General features: G+C 64.5%; 15 protein-coding genes. 4 read left to right on the top strand and 11 right to left on the bottom strand.

The window, feature by feature from the left end; translation table 11 throughout:
• Window positions 1–71: 71 nt before the first annotated feature.
• From M8Q45_RS25575 to tagH, 11 genes are all read right to left on the bottom strand, one after another.
• Window positions 72–1799 carry a formylglycine-generating enzyme family protein gene (locus M8Q45_RS25575; RefSeq protein WP_502940462.1) on the bottom strand — a complete coding sequence of 576 codons (1728 nt, stop codon included), beginning with the start codon at window positions 1797–1799 and terminating at the stop codon, window positions 72–74.
• On the bottom strand, window positions 1792–2988 hold the full coding sequence (locus M8Q45_RS25570) for an ABC transporter permease (protein ID WP_249876895.1): 1197 nt from the start codon (window positions 2986–2988) through the stop codon (window positions 1792–1794). The genes M8Q45_RS25575 and M8Q45_RS25570 overlap by 8 nt, the downstream gene beginning before the upstream one ends.
• Window positions 2988–3704 carry an ABC transporter ATP-binding protein gene (locus M8Q45_RS25565; RefSeq protein WP_249876894.1) on the bottom strand — a complete coding sequence of 239 codons (717 nt, stop codon included), beginning with the start codon at window positions 3702–3704 and terminating at the stop codon, window positions 2988–2990. The genes M8Q45_RS25570 and M8Q45_RS25565 overlap by 1 nt, the downstream gene beginning before the upstream one ends.
• Complete coding sequence (locus M8Q45_RS25560) at window positions 3704–6790, bottom strand: serine/threonine-protein kinase (protein WP_283939081.1); 3087 nt, start codon at window positions 6788–6790, stop codon at window positions 3704–3706. The genes M8Q45_RS25565 and M8Q45_RS25560 overlap by 1 nt, the downstream gene beginning before the upstream one ends.
• Window positions 6787–7518 (bottom strand): PP2C family protein-serine/threonine phosphatase, encoded by a 732-nt coding sequence (locus tag M8Q45_RS25555; RefSeq protein ID WP_249876893.1) that lies wholly within the window; start codon window positions 7516–7518, stop codon window positions 6787–6789. The genes M8Q45_RS25560 and M8Q45_RS25555 overlap by 4 nt, the downstream gene beginning before the upstream one ends.
• The gene (gene tagF, locus M8Q45_RS25550; RefSeq protein ID WP_249876892.1) at window positions 7519–8172 is read right to left on the bottom strand and encodes a type VI secretion system-associated protein TagF; all 654 of its coding nucleotides are present in this window, start codon (window positions 8170–8172) and stop codon (window positions 7519–7521) included.
• Window positions 8169–11669 (bottom strand): type VI secretion system membrane subunit TssM, encoded by a 3501-nt coding sequence (gene tssM, locus M8Q45_RS25545; protein WP_249876891.1) that lies wholly within the window; start codon window positions 11667–11669, stop codon window positions 8169–8171. Before tssM ends, tagF begins: the two co-directional genes overlap by 4 nt.
• Window positions 11666–12976: a DotU family type VI secretion system protein gene (locus M8Q45_RS25540; protein WP_249876890.1), complete on the bottom strand. Its 1311-nt coding sequence runs from the start codon at window positions 12974–12976 to the stop codon at window positions 11666–11668. Before M8Q45_RS25540 ends, tssM begins: the two co-directional genes overlap by 4 nt.
• Before the next feature lie 6 nt (window positions 12977–12982).
• Window positions 12983–14317, bottom strand: coding sequence for a type VI secretion system baseplate subunit TssK (tssK, locus tag M8Q45_RS25535; RefSeq protein WP_003206916.1), 1335 nt, complete (start codon window positions 14315–14317; stop codon window positions 12983–12985).
• 15 nt (window positions 14318–14332) lie between these two features.
• Window positions 14333–14839 (bottom strand): type VI secretion system lipoprotein TssJ, encoded by a 507-nt coding sequence (gene tssJ / locus M8Q45_RS25530; RefSeq protein ID WP_249876889.1) that lies wholly within the window; start codon window positions 14837–14839, stop codon window positions 14333–14335.
• Window positions 14840–14908: 69 nt separating this feature from the next.
• Window positions 14909–16369, bottom strand: a complete 1461-nt coding sequence (gene tagH, locus M8Q45_RS25525) for a type VI secretion system-associated FHA domain protein TagH (RefSeq protein WP_249876888.1) — start codon at window positions 16367–16369, stop codon at window positions 14909–14911.
• Between the two features lie 401 nt (window positions 16370–16770).
• Between tagH and tssA the strand changes: the two genes are divergently transcribed.
• The 4 genes from tssA to M8Q45_RS25505 all read left to right on the top strand — a co-directional run bounded on the left by tssA (window position 16771) and on the right by M8Q45_RS25505 (window position 20596).
• On the top strand, window positions 16771–17799 hold the full coding sequence (tssA, locus tag M8Q45_RS25520; protein ID WP_249876887.1) for a type VI secretion system protein TssA: 1029 nt from the start codon (window positions 16771–16773) through the stop codon (window positions 17797–17799).
• 81 nt (window positions 17800–17880) lie between these two features.
• Complete coding sequence (gene tssB / locus M8Q45_RS25515; protein ID WP_025216163.1) at window positions 17881–18396, top strand: type VI secretion system contractile sheath small subunit; 516 nt, start codon at window positions 17881–17883, stop codon at window positions 18394–18396.
• Window positions 18397–18408: 12 nt separating this feature from the next.
• The gene (gene tssC, locus M8Q45_RS25510; RefSeq protein WP_030138240.1) at window positions 18409–19905 is read left to right on the top strand and encodes a type VI secretion system contractile sheath large subunit; all 1497 of its coding nucleotides are present in this window, start codon (window positions 18409–18411) and stop codon (window positions 19903–19905) included.
• Between the two features lie 202 nt (window positions 19906–20107).
• Window positions 20108–20596, top strand: coding sequence for an Hcp family type VI secretion system effector (locus tag M8Q45_RS25505; protein WP_249876886.1), 489 nt, complete (start codon window positions 20108–20110; stop codon window positions 20594–20596).
• The last annotated feature ends 20 nt before the right edge of the window (window positions 20597–20616 follow it).

Here is a 20616-nt window from a genome sequence, read left to right as displayed (position 1 = left end):
TTAAGTTTTGACCAGCTCAGCGCAGCCCTATCGCCGCCTGAGTCCCTTCCAAGCTCGCTGACAACGAACACTCAAGACCGCTGAGCATTCGATGCGAGCAATTCCTTCAATATCGCCGCCGGGTCGGCTCGTTTCTGCTGACGATAGTCCCCGACATGACGAACGAATAACGTTGCACGCGCCACCAGGCTCTTGCCCAGTACCGGTTTGCGCTCAAGCTCTTCCTTGATGCGCTGGAACTGCGCCTGGATCACCGCATCGGTGTAGCGCGTGCCGGTTGCCAGGTTGTCGATGTAGATCGCCACCGCGCCGTCCAGGGCACTGCGGCCGTTGTCGATGGCCGTGGCGAACAGCGTGGCGCTGGCCTCGTCCTTGGCGTCCAGGGCCGCCTGCCGACTGTTCTGCAGATTGGTCAGGCGGATGTTGTAGTTGTTGATGGTCTCGGCCACCAGGGCCGAAGACTGGATCAGGTTGCCCGCCGCTTCCTCGCGTTGCTGGGCGATGAGCGAGACGTTGCGCTTGAGCTCTTCGTTGACCAGGCCCAACTCGGCTTGCAGGCGCGGATCGGTGCTCGCGGCGATGATGCTGTCAAGGCGCTTGGTCGGGTCGTCGGCGTCGTCGATGGCATCGGTCAAGGACGCGAGTCGGCCCTCCTTCTGCCACTGGGCGAACAATTCCTTGTAGCGCGAACGCGGCGCCGACAACGCGCCGACAGCCACGCGAAAACCGGTGGTTTCGTTGCTTTGCTCGGTGCCATCGGCGGCAAACAATGGATACTCGCGGCGCATGCCGGTGAACAGCGTGCCCTCGCCTTCCAGGTAATTACCGCCCTTGACCACGAAGCCGCCATAAGCGCCCTGGCGGCGACCGGCGTGCACCAACTGGAACGATTCCTGGACCATCTCGGCGGCGTTGCCCACCACGTCGAACAACCCGATGGGGTTCGGCAACTTGGTGCCGATGGGCATCAGCCGCGCGGCCTGGCCGGTGCCGCCGGCGACCTGGTTGAACACCGCCCAATCGGCCAGCGGCCCGTCGCTTTCGCTGCCTTCCAGGCGTCGTGGAAAGAGTCGGCCTTCCAGATCCTGGCGGCTGACGGCTTGCCCACCCCGGGCGGCGAACTCCCATTCCACCTCGGTGGGCAGGCGCACGAAGCCCAGGCCGCCGTCTTCGGCGGAGGTACCGCGACCGCTCACCGGCAGCAGGTCCTTGTGGTATTTCATCAGCCAGGCGCTGTACACCGCCGAGAAGCGCTCGGCCTCGAATTTCGACAGTTTCACCTTGGGCAGGCGCCCGGCCATGCCTTGGGGCAATTCAGCCAAGAGCGCCTCGCAGGCCGGTGCCGTTTCGCCGCTGGCCAGGGATTGCGCCTGCGCCATGACCTGGGCGTATTGCCGAGCCGTGACTTCGTACTTGCCGATGAAATACAGCATCGGCTTGAGTGGCGTCTTGGCGTCGGTCTTGGGCATCAACGGCGTGATGGTCTTGTTCCAATCCTTGGGCAGGTCCTTGAGGGTGAATTGGCCGTTGATGAAATCGCGCCGGTAGCCGGAAATGAACGACTGTTGATAGCCCGCCTCGCCTTCGCTGAACGGGTAGCCGAGGCTGATCTCGCGGTCGTCCAGGGTGCCCTGGGCGAGGATATAGACGTAGCGGAACACCATCTGCCCTTCACACGGCAGCGGCAGGCTGACGTCGTCGGGCAACGGCTTGGGGTTGTCCAGCTTGTCGGCTCCCTCATCCGCCCAGACCAGACTGGCCAGGCTCAGCGCCACGGCGGCGCCCAGTAACTTATACATCGCGAATTCCTTCAGACGCCTGGATGCGCGCCACCCGCCAACCACCGCAAGCCGCCGCGACGGCGCTGACGCCGAGCACGGCCAGCAGGGCCAAGGTGTAATGACGCACCAGCAGATGGCTGGCGTACTCACCGGGCATCTGCGCAAATAAAAGATTCAGGCCCGACTGCGCCAGGCCATACAGGCCAGCGCTCAGCAGGGCCGCAAACGTGGCGCTGTAGAGCGCCTGCAACACCACGAACAACAACAGTGCCGCGGTGGAAACCCCCAACAGGCGCAGCACCGACAGCTCACGGCGCTTGCGTTCGACCGCCGCCAGGGCACCGGCAAAAATGGCGGCGAAGGCGCCGGCCAACGCCAACCCGGCGATGATCCAGAACACGATCGACAGGTTGCGGCTCAACGATTGCACTTGTGCGATGGTCTGGGCCTGGGTCGACACCAACAGGTTCTGCCCGGCGAAGTACTGGCGCAGCGGCTCGACATCGCCCAAGTTGCGCGCATACAGGCGAAACGCCGGATACACCCGCTGCCCGGCCTCGCCCACCGCATCGCCCGGCCAGCCGAAGGCGGGCACGGCACGACCGTCGCGGTAATCTTCCGCGGCTTCGAGCAAGGCCAACGGTGCGAACAAACCGTCCCTCGCAAAGGCTTCCAGCGGCAGCACGTTCAACACCTGAACCCGCGTGCGCTGCGCCTCGCTGCGCCCGGCCACCTGCCGACCGATACTGGCCTGCAACCAATCGCCCGCCTTGGCGCCGAGTTTTTCAGCGGCGGTCTGGCTGAGCACCACTTGATCCAAGCCTTGTGGCACCGGCAGGTGATCAAACAAAGGATCGCCAGCGGCAGTGGGAATCATCTCGACCGTGACGGCGGCAGCCTCGCGGCTCAAATCCGCCGTCGCCGCGATCTGCCGCGTACGCGGCAAGGCAAACGCCACATCACTGCGTTGCGCCAGCTGTTCAACGAATCCGGCACTGAAGCGACCGCCACCCAAGGGAATGATTTCCCGGGTCGCCGGGTCGCTCTGCAGACGCTCGGTCAGGCTGCTGACCAGGCCGAACTTCAGGCCGAACAGCACCAGCAACGGCGCCACCACGGCCACCAACGCCAGCACCGAGCAGGCCGACAGCCAAGCATCGTTGCGGTAATCCTGCCAGGCCAGGGAAGCCACCAGCGCGCCGCGCATCAGCAAGCCTCCCCGAGCGTGGCGGTGACGCCGCCGTCGGCATCGCGGCGGCAGCTGATGCGGCGCACCTGCAAGCCGCTGGCCCGGGCCAGCGCTTCGTCATGGGTCGCAACTACGCAGCACACGCCGTGCTCGCGGGCCTGGGTGACCAGCAGTTGCATGACGCGTTCGGCGTTCAGCGGGTCGAGGGCCGCGGTCGGCTCATCGGCCAGCAGCAGGCGCGGGCCATGGGCCAACGCCCGGGCGCAACTGACCCGCTGGCGCTGGCCGACGGAAAGGTCCGCCGGTTTCTTGTCCAGTTGATCGGCAATGTCCAATTGTCCGGCCAGGCGCTTCACGCTGCCGTCATCCTTCAAGCCCAGCAATTTGCGCGACAACTCGATGTTCCCGCGTACGTCCAGGAAGCCCAGCAGGCCACCGGTTTGCAGAACATAGCCCAGGTGACGGCTGCGCAGTTCGGCCAAGGTGCCTTGTTGCGACGCACGCCACAGTTTGGCGATGTCCAGCGGCGCGTTGGCGGGCGTGAAGTCGAACTGCCCGGCCTGATCCGGCGCCAGCACCAGCGCCAGCAAGTCCAGCAAGGTGCTCTTGCCGCAGCCGCTGGGGCCGACCACCGCCAGTTGTTCACCGGCGCGCAGTTGCAGCCGGGGTATCACCAGGCTGTAGCGTTGGCCGCCGGCGCCCCGGCTTTTGTGCACCGCGCTCAGGTTCAGCATCACGGCAGCGTCGACAACGGAACGCGGTACAACGCATCGCCCGGCTCGGCATCGCCGAAGCGCACCCAGTTGGCGAGGTCATTGTGGAAGGTTTCGTAGAGGCGGATCTTCGATTCGAGTTCGTCGATGAAGTCCTCCTGCTCGGCCACGCTCAACGACAGCCACAAATCCTGGGTCATGTTCAGCGATTTGCTGCGGTACGGCAGCCCTTCCAGGTACTCGCCGAGAATCCCGCCGGTGGCGAGGTTGCCGCCCTTGCGCAGGGCCGACGGGTCGCGGCTCATGTAGGCGCTGGCGCTGGCGATTTCCTGGAAGAAGTCCTTGGGCGAACTCTGGGTCTTGCGCGCCGCGTCGACGATCAGTTTCAGCGACTGTTGCAGATCGTTGAGTTGCAGCTTGGTCAGCATCACGCAGACCTGGAACGCCGGCAGCGCCGGGTTGGTCAGGTCACGGTCGGCGGTCCAGGCGCTGACCAGTTGCGGCGCCTGGCTGGCGGATTTGCGCCCCAGGAAGTCCATGTGCATCGCGTAGCCGACCGCTGCCGATTTGTCGGCCAGGCTTGGCGCGGCGCTGAGCAGCGGCACGCTTTGCGGCTTGTTGCTGCGCACTTGATGGACGAGGTCAGCAAACACCGAGCCGATTTCGTCGACGCGCTCGCCGAACTTGCGCACATCGGCGCCCGGCACCGGGATGTACAGGTCGCCGATCTGTGGGTTGGCGTCGGCGGTCAAGGTCCGGTACTGGGTCTGGGCGCCGGCGTGGGTCTTCTTGCCGGCGTCGCTGAGCAGGTGCAGCGCGTAGATCTTGATCTGCTTGCCCAGCGCCGCCTGGCGCACTTCGGCCTCGTTCATTTGCGTGGCGGCGAACGGGTCGTTCTTGCGCAGCGCACCGGCATCGGTCACCAACAGGATCAGGCGACCGCCGTAACCGGACCAGTCCATCCCCTCCACCGCTTCCATCACACCGGCAAATGCATCTTCGTTGAACGAGTGGCTCGACACCGTGGAGGCCTTGACCTGCCGCGCCATCTCCAGGAAGCGTTGCGGGTCGCGGCCCTGTTCCAGGGTGATCAAGGTCTTGGCGGTGTATTCCAGGCCCGGGGTTTTCTTGGTGCTGCTGCGGAAACCGACCATGCCGAAACTGACGCTGTCGAGTTCGCCGCGTTCGCCGATGCGGGTCTGCAACTGGTGCACCACGTCACGGACTTGATCGATGTAGGGCTGCATGGACACGGTGGTGTCCACCACCAACACCACGGCGGTGCGGAACGCGTCGGCATTGGCGGTGGTGATCGGCGTGTTGGCCGCGGCCTTGGGGCTGTTGCCGGGGTCGATGGAGGCCACGTTCAACAACTGCACCGGCTGGCCGTTGTCGTCGAAGCTCTCGCGGGAATCGAAGATCGGCAAGAGGTAGAACTGGTTCTGCGGCACGGCGCTGGCAGCCGGTTCCAGGGCCAGCACTTGCTGGTCGTCCTGGGGACTCTGCTGGGCCTTGAGCAACACGTTCTTGGCCGCCGACGGATTAGCCAGCAGCTTCTCCACCTCGCCGGGCTGGCGCAGGAACATCACCGGCGCACGGCCGGAGCGTTCGGTGAACTTGAGCACCAGGCTCTGCTTCCAGTCGCTGACCTGGGCGGCGGGCAACCAGCCGTCGCTGCGTCCGTCGGTGGCCGCGCCGACGCGCACCCATCCACTGCCATCCACCTCCTTGCGCTGGTAGACGTACAGCACGGAAAACGCCGGCAATGCCTTGCCCGGCGCGGCACCCGGTGCGTCAGCGAGTTTCGCCCCCGGTTTGCTGAGCACGCGTTGGAACAGGGTTTTCTTGCCGGCCATCAACAGCGGACGCTGGCCGCCGTCGGCCTCGGTCGCCACGGGCGGCTGGGCTGGAGGGGCGACGGGAGGCTTGACCGCAGGTACGTCGGGGGCTTTCGGTGGGGCGACCTCCGGAGGCTTGACCGATGTCGTCTTGGCCACCGGCGTCTTCACCTCCTTGCCGTCGCCGCCGGCCAACCACCAATAACCCGCGCCGCCCAACGCCAGCGCCACGGCGACCGCAACGGCAGCCAGAGCGAATACCGGGCCCTTGCGTTGCTCCGAGACCGTGGATTGTGGTGTCGGCTTGATCGACGGCGGCACAGGTTTGGGTTGTGGCTGCGAGTAAGCCGGCCCGCTGGGAATGTCGATGGACATGGGCGTCAGGCCCGCCAAGTCATCCACCGGAGGCGGCGCGACAGGCAGCTCAAACGACAACGGCCGGATCAGCGTCGCTTCCGCCGAGTCTTCAGGCAGGTTATCCAGCGCCCGCAGCAACGCCGCCGCATCCGGGAAACGCTCCGCCGGATCCTTCGCCAGCAGCTTGCGCAACACGTCCTGGTAACGGCCATGATGCACCGGCAGTTCCGGCAACGGTTCAGTCAGGTGCGCCAGCGCCGTGGACAGCGCGTCGTTGCCGGTGTACGGCAGCTTGCCGACGAGGATTTCGTAGAGCACCACGCCCAAGGCGTACAGGTCGGCGCGGCCATCGATGTCCTGGCCTCGGGCCTGTTCCGGGCTCATGTAGCTCGGCGTGCCGACAGCGAATCCGGCCTGGGTGAACTGGGTGCGATCGTCCAGGGATTTGGCGATGCCGAAGTCCGACAGCACCGCCGTGCCGTCGGCACGAAACAGAATGTTGGCCGGCTTCACGTCACGGTGGACCAGGCCCAGCCCGTGGGCGTAACCCAGGGCCGAGGCGATCTGGCGGATGTAGGTCAGGCCCTGCTCCGGCGTCAGGCCTGCGGCGATGCGTTCCTTGAGCGTGCCGTTGGGCAGGTATTCCATCGCCATGTAATACAGTTCACCGACATTGCCGATGTCATGGATGGTGACGGTGTGCGGGTGCGACAGGCGCGCCAGGGTCTTGCCTTCGCGCAGGAAACGCTCGCAGAACGTCGGGTCGGCGGCCAGGGCGGCAGCCATGACTTTCAGCGCCACCTTGCGTTCCAGCGAACGCTGGGTCGCCAGGTACACGCTGGCCATCGCACCTTCGCCGATCTCCCCGTCAATGTCGTAGCCGGGGATGACAATGTTCAAGGTCAAGCTCATGACGGCACCTTCACGACGACCACGGTGATGTTGTCCGGCGCGCCGCGCATCAGGCCCAGGGACACCAGGCTGCTGGCGATCTCGCCGGGCTCGTCGTGGCTCAAGACTTCACGGATTTCCTCGTCCTCGACGGTCTTGGTCAGGCCGTCGCTGCACAACAGGTAGCTGTCGCCGGGCACCAGCAACAGCTCAGTCATTGCCAGGTTCAGTTGCGCCTCGACGCCGATGGCGCGGGTGACGATGTTGGCGCGCGGATGCACGCGGGCTTCGGCTTCGCTGAGCAGGCCGCTGTCCTGCAGGTCCTGGACGTAGCTGTGGTCGCGGGAGATGCTTTCGAGCACGCCGTCGCGCAGGCGATACAAGCGGCTGTCACCGGCCCACAGGCACATGCCGCGCAGGTCGCGGGCAGCCAGCACCACCACGGTGCTGCCCATCATGGTCACGCCCCGGTTGGCGGTTTCTTCGCGCACGGCGGCGTTGACGCGCAACAGGTCGCTTTGCAGCGCCGCGATGTATTCATCCAGGGAACGGCCTACGGCGATGCCGCGCAGGCTATCGACGATCAGGCTGCTGACGTAGTCGCCCGCCGCGTGCCCGCCCATGCCATCGGCGACGACCCAGAGGCCATTTTCCGGCAGGTCCAGGCAGGCGTCTTCGTTGACCTGGCGGACCATGCCGACGTGGCTCTTGCTTGCAGACTTGATTGCTTTTCCGGCACTTGGACGCATCTACACAACACCTTCTTGGCCGAGCAAAAATTGCGCAAAATCAGCCGCCGCCGGCAATCCCTGGCAGCGCATCAAACCGGGCGCGATGCGCTCCGAACCCAGGCCCCACCACAGGCTCGCGCCTTCGCAGGCCGACTCGGCCAGGGCGCTCATGCGTCGCTGCGGGTCGGTGGCATCGAAGCGATGCAGGCTGGCGAAGCGACCGCTCGGGGTGCGTGGCAGATACATCGGGCTGCCCAGGGTTTCCAATTGCTCGTTGAACGCTTCAAAACTGGCCTCGACGCTCAACGTGCTCAGCAACAGGTTCTCGACCCGCTCGAACCAATCGTCCGCGCCGCCGACCACCGAGGCCGGGTCCGCCTCCGGGTCCAGCAACACCGCGACGGTCAAGGGGAAATAGCGCCCGACCCGGTCGATGCTCGGCATCACCACACCCACCGCAGCGTCCGGCCCGCACACGCCGGGCGCGACCATGAAGCGCCACAGCGGGCTGACCAGGTAGGCGTCCAGCCAACGCTCGCCGAGGCTGGTCTGGCTGGCGAGCAAACCCGCCGCCAGCCAGGAATCCCACGGTCCGATAAAGCTCTGGGGCAAGCCGCGACTGACGAAGTCCCCGCGGCTGGCCAACTTTCCATAGAAGCCCGGCGTACTCATAGACGCTCCGGCAGGCTGAAACCGCTGAGCACGCGGCTCTTGAACGGGTTGAAGGCACTGTTGGCCCGCAACTCGTAAGAGGCGCTGGCGCCATCGACCCGCAGCCGCAGGTTGAAGCGATCCGGCGAGTTGCCGGCGGTCAGGTCCGATTGCTCCAGCAGGCGGAACCAGGCCCACGGTCCGTCCAGGGTGATACCGGAACGACCGCTGGACGACGGCGGCATGATCGAGATCCGCACCACGCCGATACTGCCCGGATTCGGCCACTGCATGGCGGTCGGGCGGCTCGGGCCGTGGTCGTAGCTCAACTGCTGGCCGTCGAGGTCGAGGAGGAATTGGGTGATGGTCGAGTCCATCGCCACCGGCTTGAGCTCGAAGCGCACCATCGGCTGCGTGCCGCCGGAACGGAAGAACGCATCGCGGATAGTCGCCGCACGCTGGAAGGTTTGCAGCACCCCCGGGGAGATCCCGAGCTTCTGCGCCGCGCCCGGCTGCCAGCGCCAAGTCTGTGTCGAGGTGTCCACGTACGGTTGCAGGTACTTGCGGAAGTAGTTGTCCATCACCCCGCCGACGCCGAAGAACTGGCCGAAGTCATCGAGGGTCGCGTCCCGCGCGCTGCCCGGCGACATCGGATAACGCCCGGCCAGGGACTGGCGATAGATGTTCACCACTTCGCTGGTCCAGGCGGCGTTCAGTTGGTTGCGCACCCCGCCCATCATGGTGTTGGTGGTGGAGTTGACCACCGACTTGACCAGCCCTTGCACCAGCGGCGGCTGGCGTTCGGCATTGAGGCTGACGCGGGTCGCGGCGGCCGACGCCTGGTTCTTGGCTTCGCCGAGCAAGGCATCGCCGCTGGCACCGACCATGGCGCTGACCTGCACGTACAGCGCGTTCATGTCGGACAGCAAGCCGTCGATCGCAGCGGGTTCGCCTTCGTTCTTGTTGACGATGCTGTTGAGCTCGGCGAAATGCGCGGTGATCGGATCATCGCTGGTCGCCGGCGCGTTTGACGTCGCCTGTTCCTGGCCGAGCAGGCTGCCCAGGCGCTCCTTGAGCTTGTCCACGCCACCTTCCGCCGGCACGCCTTGGGCGGCCAGCAGGCGTTCGTCCTGTTGCAGGTCGGTTTCCTTTGCCACCGCCACCAGCAGTTTTTTCAGCGGCGAGGTCGGGCCGGAAATCACCCGCAGCACGTCGGCGGCCTGGGCCACGCTGGTGATCGGCACGAAGTCGATGTCGGCCAGCAAGGCGTCCCATTGGCGCATGTAGTCCTGGAAGTACAGGCGACGCACATCGGCGGCCAGGCTGGCGACGTTCTGCTGGTCGGCCTCTTCGTGGCCCAGCACCCATTGCTCTTCGGCCAGGGTGCCGGTCTGGCTCAGGCTGCTGAGCAAGAAGCCCTGGCGGTAGCCCTTGACGGTGAAGAACCCGCTCAGCGGTTCGCCCAATGGCTTGCCACTCTTGCGGCTGAACACCAACGCGGCGTCACGCCCGGCGGCTTCGTTGATGCGGAAGTCCGGGATGCCTTCGGGCAGCTTCTGGCGCTTGATGCGGTCGTAGACGCGCTGGGCCACCGGCAGTTGTTGCAACTGGCGGCGCAGGTCTTCGATCAGGCGCGGGTCGAGGCGCGCGGTCGGCGGACGCCGCTCGAACAGCGCCTGCAAATGCCCGGTCAGGGCCTGGCGCTGCTCGGCCGGCAAATCCCGTGGCAGGCTGCGATCCCAGTCCAGGGCGATCCAGGCCTTGATGAAGTCGGCGTCGTAATGCTCGTTGTCGGCGAGCATCAGGTAGGCCTTCAAGCCTTCGTAGAGGAAATCCGAATTGCCGCCGCTGTGCAGTTGCTCTTCGATGCGCGTCAGCAGGCGTGGCGCGAACACCGCGATCAACAGCTTGCGATAGACGCTGCCGGACTCCGCTTCGAGCATGTCGCCCTGATACAAGCCCAGGCCTTCGGCCCAGTCGGGCGCGTCGCCGGCCAAATGCTTGACGGAATTAAGCAGCGGCAACACCGCGAGTACGTCGCGCTGGGCCGGGCTGAGGTTCTGCACGGTCTGGCCCAGCGGCGCGACTTTCTGATCGACCTGGGCGATGTAGGCCTGGTTGGCGCGGTAGCTGACCCACCACAACGTGCTGACCACCAACACCAACACGACGGTGGACGCGAGCACGCCACGGGCGATCCATTTGCGTCGACGCTCGACCTTCGGATCGACACCCACCAGTCCGCGCTCGGCGAACGCCACGGCGCTGAAGAGTTTTTCGATGAAGTAGCTGCGCCCGGTGCCGGTCTGGCGCGCCAGGTGCTGGCGGTCCAGGTTCATGCTCTGGGCCATGGAGCCGATCAGGCGATCGATCGGGCTGCCTTCCTGGGTGCCGCTGGTGAAATACACACCGCGCAGCAACACCCGCTCTTCGAAGGCGTTGGGTTTGAATACGCCGTCGAGGAAGCTTTGCAGGCAGTCCTTCAACGCGCCGAACTGCTGCGGGAAGCCGTAGATCAGGTCGCGCCGCGCCGGGTCGCGTTCTTGTTGCAGGCGTTCGACCAGGCGATCGTTGAGGCGCTGCTCCAGCAAGGTGAATTCGCTTTGCAGGTGCGCCAACGGGCTGTCGTTGCTCTTGCCATCGTCCAGGGCGAAGGTCATGCCCCAGACCTGGGCGCGCTCTTCCTTGCTCAGGCTGTCGAAGTACTCCATGAAGCCGGGCACGAGGTCGAGCTTGGTCAACATCAGGTACACCGGGAAACGCACGCCCAGCTGAGTGTAAAGCTCCTGGATCCGCAGGCGAATCGCCGCGGCATGGGCAGCGCGTTCAGCGTCGCTGCCCAGCAACAGGTCCGACAGGCTGATGGCGATGAACGCACCATCGATCGGCCGACGCGCCCGTTGCTTCTTCAGCAGGCCAAGGAAGCCCAGCCACGCCGCCTTGTCGACGGTCGCGTCGCTGTCCTGGGTGGTGTAGCGGCCAGCGGTGTCGAGCAGCACGGCCTGGTCGGTGAACCACCAGTCGCAGTTGCGCGTGCCGCCAACACCGCGCACGGCACCGGCGCCGAGCTGCGCGGCCAATGGGAAATGCAGCCCGGAGTTGACCAGCGCGGTGGTCTTGCCGGAACCGGGCGGGCCGATGATCACGTACCACGGCAGTTCGTAGAGGTTGCGACGCTCGTCGCCGCCGAGCTTGGCTTTCTTGAGCAAGGCCAAGGCTTCGTCCATGCGCTGGCGCAGGGTTTCGAGTTCCTCTGCGGTGGCGATGCTGGTCGGGTCGGGCGGGGTCTGCGCGGCCAGGCTGCGCATCACTTCGGCGGCCTGGCGACGGGCCTGGATAATGCGCAGCACCCGGTAGGCGATCCACACCGCGAACACCAGGATGATCAACGCCCAGCGCCGGCCTTCCGGCACCAGCCAATCGAGCAGCGGGCCAACGAACCAGATGATCAGGCTAAGGGCGATCAGCCCCAGCAATGGAATGACCCAGCGGATCATGAAACTGAAAAACGCCTTCACTCGACCCCCTCCGCCAATACTGTGATTTCAACCCGACGATTGCGCGCACGTCCCTCGGTCGTGGCGTTGGACGCCAACGGTTCGGTGTCGCTGCGGCCCTCGGCGCTGAAGCGCTCGGGTTGGCCGGTCTTGGCCGAAAGAATGTCCAGCACCGACCGTGCCCGTGCCTCGGACAAGGCCCAATTGGACGGGAACCTCAACGTGGCGATCGGACGATTGTCGCTGTGGCCGGTCACCAGCACCTGGCCCTTGACCTTGCGCACGGCGTCGGCGATGCGCAGCATCAGCGGTTGGAAATCGTCCTTGATGCTGGCGCTGCCGGAGGCGAACAGCTCGTCGCCACGGATGGTCACCACCGAGCGATCGACGGCGTCTTCCACGGCCACCTTGCCGGAGCGGATTTCATCGGCGAGGAAACCGGCCAGGCGGGGACGCTCGATCACTTTCGGCTGCACCACGGGGCGGTCGATGGTCTGCACCGGGATCTCACCGAGGAAGTGGATGTTCTTGAACACCGGTTCGGCGTCGGAAGCCAGCTTCATGCGCAGGCCGAATAGCAGCGCCAGCAGCAAAGCCACGCCGATGGCCACGGCGATCCACGGCGGCATGAATTGCGCCAGTCGATCACGGGCCACAGTGACGCCGCGCCAGTGCGGCGACAGCTCGCGCTCGTAGTCGCCACGGGCGCTGCGGATCACCGCGCTGGTGCGCTCGCGCAAGGCTTCCAGTTGGCTGCGACCGTCGTTCATCACCCGATAGCGGCCTTCAAAACCGAGGCACATGCACAGGTACAGCAGCTCCAGCAGGTACAGGCGCTCGCGTGGGCTTTGCAGGCAATGCTCCAGCAGCTGGAACACCTTCTCGCCGCCCCAGGCCTCGTTGTGCACGGTGATCAACAGGCTCTGCTTGCCCCAATCGCTGGTGCCGCCCCACGGCGTGCTCAATACCGCCTCATCGAGCGCGGTGCACAAGGCGTAGCGAGCCAGCAACACGTCGTTGCGCACCACGCCGGCGGCCTCGGCGCGCTCTTCGAACTGGCGCAGGTACGCCAACAGTTGCGCGCGCAAACTGGCCGGCGCCGGGTGGGCGATGGTGTTGCGCAGGCGCGTCAGCAAGGCCAGCAACGGGCCGGCGGCGCTTTCCAGCGGGTTGAGGCCTTGGGCCTTGCCGGTCAGGACTGGCGCGGCCGGCATCGACAACGGCGCCGGCGCGGGTGCCGGCTGCTGGCGTGCCGGGTCCGGACGAAACGGATCCGCGCCACGGCCACCGGGCGTCGGCATGAACTGGGTACGATCGTCGTTGCTCATCGCGGTTTATCCTCGGATCGCCCAGAACGCCAGGTTCAACCCTGGGAACTGGCCGGCGATATGGAACGCAAAGCCACCGGAGTTGCTGAGTTGCTGCCAGTGGTCGCTGCCCCGGTCCAATTCGTAATAGGTGGAACCGGCGTGGTACGGCAGTTGCCGTGGCGCCACCGGCAACGGCAGCAGGCCGATGCCCGGCAGTTGCAGGTTGACCAAGTCGCGGATGTGCTCCACCGAACCGACCTTGCTCTGCTGGCCGAAGCGGCCACGCAGGGTTTCGGCCGGCACATCGGCGCGCACCACGAGGATGAAGCTGGCGCTGTCGAGCAACGTCTTGTCGGCGAGCATCGCCACGTGGATGCCGTAGGCTTTCTCGACAATCGGGATCGGCGTCGCCTTGCTGTCGATCAGCATCGACAGCGCTTCACGCAGGGCCTGCATCACTGGCGCGTAGCTGAGCGCCAGGTCATCGTGCTGGTAAGGCGGGTATTGCTGCGGTCGTCGCCCGGAGGCGGTGAACGTCGAGAACTCGCCGGCCAGGCTGACCAGTTCGCTGTAGAAACGCTCGGGGTGCAGCGGGCTCAGCTGGCTCAGGTGCTGGATCAGCGGCTGGGCGCGGTTGACCAGTTGCAGCAGCATGAAATCGGCGATCTCCGAGGCGCCACCGGCCCCCGAGGCCACCACTCGCCCGGCCAGGGCTTCGCCGCGTTGATGGAGCAGGCCCAGCAGTTCGCTGCGGAACGCCGCCAGCGGCTTGGAGGCGATGACATCCAGCAGCGGCGGGATGTAGGCATCGTCGAGCACCAACGCACGGTCGGCACGTTTTTCCTTGATGCGCACCACGCCAATCGCGGCGTAGTCGCCAATGCCATCCTGTTCGGTCAACAAGCGCAACGCCCGGGAACCGAGGGCCACCGGCGCGCGGTTCTCGAACGGCGCGTTGTCGTCGCGCACTTCGCACACCTGGCTCACATAACGTGCGGCGCCGAGGTCCTCGCCTTCGTCCACCGTGTCGCGGGCACCGGCGCGCTTGAGCGGCAAGGCCAGGTAGACCAGGCCATCGCGCAGGTTGTCGTCGACGTTCAGCGGCGTTGGCGCCAGGTCGTCCTGGGGAATGTTGAACGGCGTGCCGTCCGGCAGCAGGCCGCGTGCCGAAATGATCGCCAGCTTGCCCTGGGCCAGCAGGCCCTGGTCGATCAGCAATTCGGAAAAACCCCAGGCGCCGGCCGACAGGGGGCGGCTGCGTGCGTCGATGAGGTTTTCCAGGTAACGGTCATGCTGCTGGAAGTGCTGCGTTCCAATGAACATGCCTTCCGACCAGACCACACGATTGTTCCAGGACATGGGGGCTCCGATTGCTTATTGGGCAGGGCTGGATGGGGTAACGACGACGGCGCTGCGCACGGCGCGCACGTCGAGGCTGATCTGGTATTCGGTGTATTCGCGCGCCGGGACATTCATCACCGTGCGCCACAGCGACTGGTCCAGCTCGCGATAGCCCACCAGGATTCCAATGTGTCGCGTGGAAGGGTCAAGGTCGCGTTGCAGGCTCAATTGCTGGCCGGGCTGGATCAGCACTTCGTCCTGGTCGATCAGGTCGGCGCCGAGGGTGGCCTGGGCTCGCTCGGCCAGGGCGAAATAATCCGAACGGCCAAAGGTCGCGGCATTTTTCAGTTCGAAAATGCGCACCCGGACCGGGGCCGGCTGGCCGGTGGCGCCGGGGTTGAGGCCGGCAATGGCATGGAAATGCAACTCGATGGCGGCGGTGTCGGCCTCAGCTTCTTCGGGCTGGGGTTGGGCCGCATCCTTGGCACACGCCGTCAGCAGAAGCGCTGCGGCGACTGCGAGTAAAAACCTGGGAATCATCCTGCGTCCTCAATGACGTTTGAGCTATCCGTTGTTGACTTGATCAGTGTTGTTATAAGACGGCGGCGCTCAACGGCGTCGCTGTCGTGTGCTGTGCTCTTCGTAGGCGCGGCTGAATTCGCGACCGAACAGGTCCTGGAAATCCTCTTGGGCTTCCCGGGAAATGTTGCTGTAGAGCTCGGTGAATTGCTGCCAGTACTGGGCCTGTCGCGAGCCGCTGAAAATACCCGACAGCCCACCGGGCTTGCCCATGCGCTCTTCCAGTTGCGCCGGTTCGAAACGCGCCAGCAAATGCTTGATCGCCGCTTCCACGCCGGCCATCACCGCCAGTTGGTGGGCACGCAAATCATCGAAGCTGTCGCGCACCGCCGCGTCCGGCGCCATGAACGCCTGGTTGCCATGGCGCAGCAGCAACAGCAGCGCTTCGTCGACATTGGGGGCGAATTTCAGCGGGTTGTTTTCCACCGGCTGGATCATCGTCTGCTGGATGCGGAATTCACCCTTGAGGCTGCTGCGGGCGCGCAGTACATCGATCAGGCCTTCGACCATCAACCGATAACTGCGGCCGATGCTTTCCATCTGGGCTTCGGCGTTGGCCTTGTCCAGGCGCAACTGGTCCAGCCCGGCGCCGCGCAGGAAGGCTTGGAGCAGGTCGGGTGGCGAGGTTTGCGCCGGGGTGGCTGTCGGCTCGACACGGCTGACCGGCGCTTCTTGCTGTGGCGCGGATTCAATCGGCGCAACAACTTCAACCACGGGGATCGGCGGAGGGGGTACCGGCTCAAGCACCGGCAACGGCGGCACGGAAACCGGCTCAGGCAGCGGCGCGACAGGCATCGGCGCCACCGCCACGGGCTTGTCGCTGAACGGGTCCCAGTCATCCGGGATGACCGGTGCGGACGTCACGGCCACCGGCTCGAACACTGGCTCAGCCACCGGCGGTGGGCTCGGGCGCGGGATCGGCGTAGGTGGACGGAAATCGTGTTGCTCGGCCGGCACGTGGTCCGGCTGGGTGGCCGGCGGGACGCTGGTCGGCGCGAGAAAGTCGAACAGGTCCGGCAACGTGTCCATCGACGACACGCCCTGGAAATGCGCCGGCGTGCTCACGGGCATTGGCGAAGGCGTTTGCACCGGGGCACTCTGGCGCCCCATCAAGGCTTCGAAACTGCTGGGGGCTTCGGCGAACGGGTTGCTGTCGGTCATCGGCAGGTCGAAGTCCACCCGCGCCTGGATCTCGTAGTCACCGATGCGGATCACTTCGCCGTCCTGCAACGGCTCGCTATTACCTTTGCGCAGGCGAATGCCGGCCTTGACCAATTCCACACCGTTAGTGCTGTTATCGGTCAAGTAATAGCGCCCATCCTTATATTGGATAACGCAATGTTTGCCCGAGACCAGGCGCTCCGGATCCGGTAATACCCAGTCATTATCGGAATTGCGGCCAATTGCCATCACTCCCTGGCCCAAGGTCTTTTCAGAGCACTGTCCGGGGGTAATCTTGTGATAACTAGTGATAGTCAAACACAGCGGCATCTCGCCTCCTTGCTGAATACTTCTTGTCGCCGACGATACATTGGGACCGACGCCGGCTATGCGCCACACGCCTTGCAAACAACCCGAAACGGCTTTTTGCCAGCATGATTGCTGATCTTAACCGGCCCGCATGACAAAAACCCTGCATCGGTGCGCGCTTCGACCCGTGGGTCGCGCGGGTTGTTAAGCACCTCACAACTGTCACATCGGCGAAATAGCTTACCTTGACAACGGATAAGTACTACACCAAAAATGCACAACTTCTTGAATATACATGATGGCACTTTAAGATCATCTCGCACTTATAGCGCCATTATCGTCAAGGAACATGTGGAGTTTCATCCGAAACTTGCGTGTGCACTGCCCGACTTCTTCAGCGGGTGATAGGGAGATCGATCCAAGTGGATGTGCCTTTGTTGCTCGCCGCCGTTTCCGCGAATTCGCCTTGCGGTGAAGACCTGGAATATGACGCGGATTTCTTGCGCCTGGAACGCGACTCTCGGGGCCAACCCGAGCGCAGCATGGGCGACTCGATCCTGCCTGCCGAACCTCCCGAGTGGCGCAGCATCCAGCAGCAGAGCCTGGACCTGCTGCAACGCAGCAAAGACCTGCGCATCACCCATTTCCTGTTGCAAAGCTCCCTGGCCCTGGAAGGCATTCCCGGCCTGGCCCGCGTACTGACGCTGATCAGCGAACTGCTCAAGCAGTATTGGGCTGATCTGCATCCGCGCCTGGACGCCGATGACGACAACGACCCCACCGTGCGCATCAATGCCCTCGCCGGCCTGACCTCGGACGTCACCATTCGCTTGCTGCGCGAAAGCATCCTGGCCCGCTCACGGACATTCGGTGCCGTCAGCCTGCGCGCCGCCGCCAATGCCAGCGGCTTGCAGAGTTTTGCCGATGAAAGCCTCGGCGCCGAACAGCTTGCCGGGGCCCTGCTCGACAGCGATCCCGAGCAGTTGGAAACCATCCGCGCCGCCCTGCTCGAAGCCCGCGGCGCCGCCGAAGCCATCGAACAGCAAGTCAGCGACCAGGTCGGTTCCGCCCAGGGCGTGGACCTCGGCCCGTTGAAACAGCCGCTGAAGATGGCCCTGCAGATTCTCGGTCAGTTCGCCCCGCAGAGCGGCGACAGCGACCTTGCCGATCCCGTCGAACCCGACCACACCGCGCCGGCTGAACACACCAGCGCACCGAGCGCGCCGCGCAGCAATACCGTCCCGGGGGAAATCAACAACCGTGACGACGTGCTGCGCAGCCTGGACCGGATCCTGGCGTATTACACCCGCCACGAGCCCTCCAGCCCGCTGCCGGTGCTGTTGAACCGGGCGAAGAATCTGGTGCACGCCGACTTCGCGGCGATCGTGCGCAATCTGATTCCCGACGGCATGAGTCAATTTGAAAACCTGCGCGGCCCGGAAAGCGAATAAAAAGCGAGCGGATCACGCAGTCACGTCATAGGTACCCCCGATGACGCCAACACCGTCGCTCAAGCGACCAGGAGCAGCAACGTGGCGAAGCAAAGTTCTCAGAAATTCATCGCGCGCAACCGCGCGCCTCGAGTGCAGATCGAGTACGACGTCGAGCTCTACGGCGCCGAGAAAAAGGTCCAGTTGCCCTTCGTCATGGGCGTCATGGCCGACCTCGCCGGCAAGCCCGCCGAGCCTCTGGCACCGGTGGCCGATCGCAAGTTCCTCGAGATCGACGTCGACAATTTCGACTCGCGCCTCAAGGCCATGCAGCCGCGCGTGGCGTTCCACGTGCCTAACGAACTGACCGGCGAAGGCAACCTGAGCCTGGACCTGACCTTCGAAAGCATGGACGACTTCAGCCCGGCAGCCGTGGCGCGCAAAGTCGATTCGCTGAACAAGCTGCTCGAAGCGCGCACTCAGTTGGCCAACCTGCTGACCTACATGGACGGCAAGACCGGCGCCGAGGAAATCATCATGAAGGCGATCAAGGACCCAGCGCTGCTGCAGGCCCTGGCGAGCGCGCCGAAGCCCGCCGACGCAGAGCCCAAGGCTTAAGGACTAACGATCATGAACGATTTGGTACGCGACAATCAGCCCCAGAACCTGGGCGCCACCGAAGAAACCAGCGAGTTCGCCTCGCTGTTGCTGCAAGAATTCAAACCCAAGACCGAACGTGCCCGCGAAGCCGTCGAGACCGCCGTGCGCACCCTGGCCGAACAGGCCCTGGCGCAGACCGACCTGGTGTCCAACGACGCCATCAAGTCGATCGAGTCGATCATCGCCGCCATCGACGCCAAGCTCACCGCCCAGGTCAACCAGGTCATCCACCACCCGGATTTCCAACAACTGGAAAGCGCCTGGCGTGGCCTGCACTACCTGGTCAACAACACCGAGACCGATGAGCAGCTCAAGATCCGCGTGCTCAACATCTCCAAGCCTGACCTGCACAAGACCCTGAAGAAATTCAAGGGGACCGCGTGGGACCAGAGCCCGATCTTCAAGAAGATGTACGAAGAAGAATACGGCCAGTTCGGCGGCGAGCCTTACGGCTGCCTGGTGGGCGACTACTACTTCGACCAGTCGCCACCGGACGTGGAACTGCTGGGCGAGCTGTCGAAAGTCTGCGCCGCGATGCACGCACCGTTCATTGCCGCTGCTTCGCCAACCGTGATGGGCATGGGCTCCTGGCAGGAACTGTCGAACCCTCGCGACCTGACCAAGATCTTCACCACCCCGGAATACGCCGGCTGGCGTTCGCTGCGTGAATCGGAAGACTCGCGCTACATCGGCCTGACCATGCCACGTTTCCTGGCGCGCCTGCCGTATGGCGCCAAGACCGACCCGGTGGAAGCCTTCGCCTTCGAAGAAAACACCGACGGCGCCGACAGCTCCAAGTACACCTGGGCCAACGCTGCCTACGCGATGGCGGTGAACATCAACCGTTCCTTCAAACACTTCGGCTGGTGCTCGCGCATCCGTGGCGTGGAGTCGGGCGGTGAAGTGGAAAATCTGCCGGCCCACACGTTCCCGACCGACGACGGTGGCGTGGACATGAAGTGCCCGACCGAGATCGCTATTTCGGACCGCCGTGAAGCGGAACTGGCGAAGAACGGTTTCATGCCGCTGCTGCACAAGAAAAACACCGACTTCGCCGCGTTCATTGGCGCCCAGTCGCTGCAGAAACCGGCCGAATACGACGACCCGGACGCCACCGCCAACGCCAACCTGGCCGCGCGCCTGCCGTACCTGTTCGCCACCTGCCGTTTCGCCCATTACCTGAAGTGCATCGTGCGCGACAAGATCGGTTCCTTCAAAGAGAAGGACGAGATGCAGCGCTGGTTGCAGGACTGGATCCTCAACTACGTCGACGGCGACCCGGCGCACTCCACCGAGACCACCAAGGCCCAGCATCCACTGGCTGCCGCCGAAGTGATCGTCGAAGAAGTCGAAGGCAACCCGGGGTACTACAACTCCAAGTTCTACCTGCGCCCGCACTACCAGCTCGAAGGGCTGACCGTGTCGCTGCGCCTGGTATCGAAACTGCCGTCGGCCAAGGGCGCGTAAAGATTTACTGAACGGCACAAAGCCAATGTGGGAGCGAGCTTGCTCGCGATGGCGGCGGATCAGTTGTCATGTTTGCATCTGACACTCCGCTATCGCGAGCAAGCTCGCTCCCACAAGAGATCACCGTGGCTGTTCTGAACACCTTATTTCGCAAGGTCAGCGTCAACCAAACAATGTGGTAGAGACCACACAGGGAGAAAACATGGCTGTTGATATTTTCATCAAGATTGGCGACATCAAGGGCGAGTCCATGGACAAGGCCCACAAGGACGAGATCGAAGTCCTGAACTGGAGCTGGGGCATGTCCCAGTCCGGCAACATGCACGTCGGCAGCGGCGGTGGCGCGGGCAAGGTGAGCATCCAGGACCTGTCGCTGACCAAGTACGTCGACAAGGCTTCGCCGAACCTGATGATGCACTGCGCCAGCGGCAAGCACGTCGACAAGGTCAAGCTGACCGTGCGCAAGGCCGGTGGCGAAAGCCAGGTCGAGTACATGATCATCAACCTGGAAGAAGTGCTGATCACGTCCCTGAGCACTGGCGGCTCGGGCAGCGATGATCGCCTGACCGAAAACGTCACCCTGAACTTCGCCAAGGTGCTGGTGGACTACCAGCCACAGAAAGCCGACGGCACCAAGGAAGGCGGCCCGGTCAAGTTCGGCTGGAACATCCGTCAGAACGTCAAGGTGTAATCGAACACGCCCCCGGCGCC

It is taken from the genome of Pseudomonas sp. T1.Ur, assembly GCF_023516725.1.
GTDB lineage: Bacteria > Pseudomonadota > Gammaproteobacteria > Pseudomonadales > Pseudomonadaceae > Aquipseudomonas > Aquipseudomonas alvandae.
Note: the sequence above shows the minus strand (reverse complement) of the source record. Positions and strands in the feature narration are given on the sequence as shown.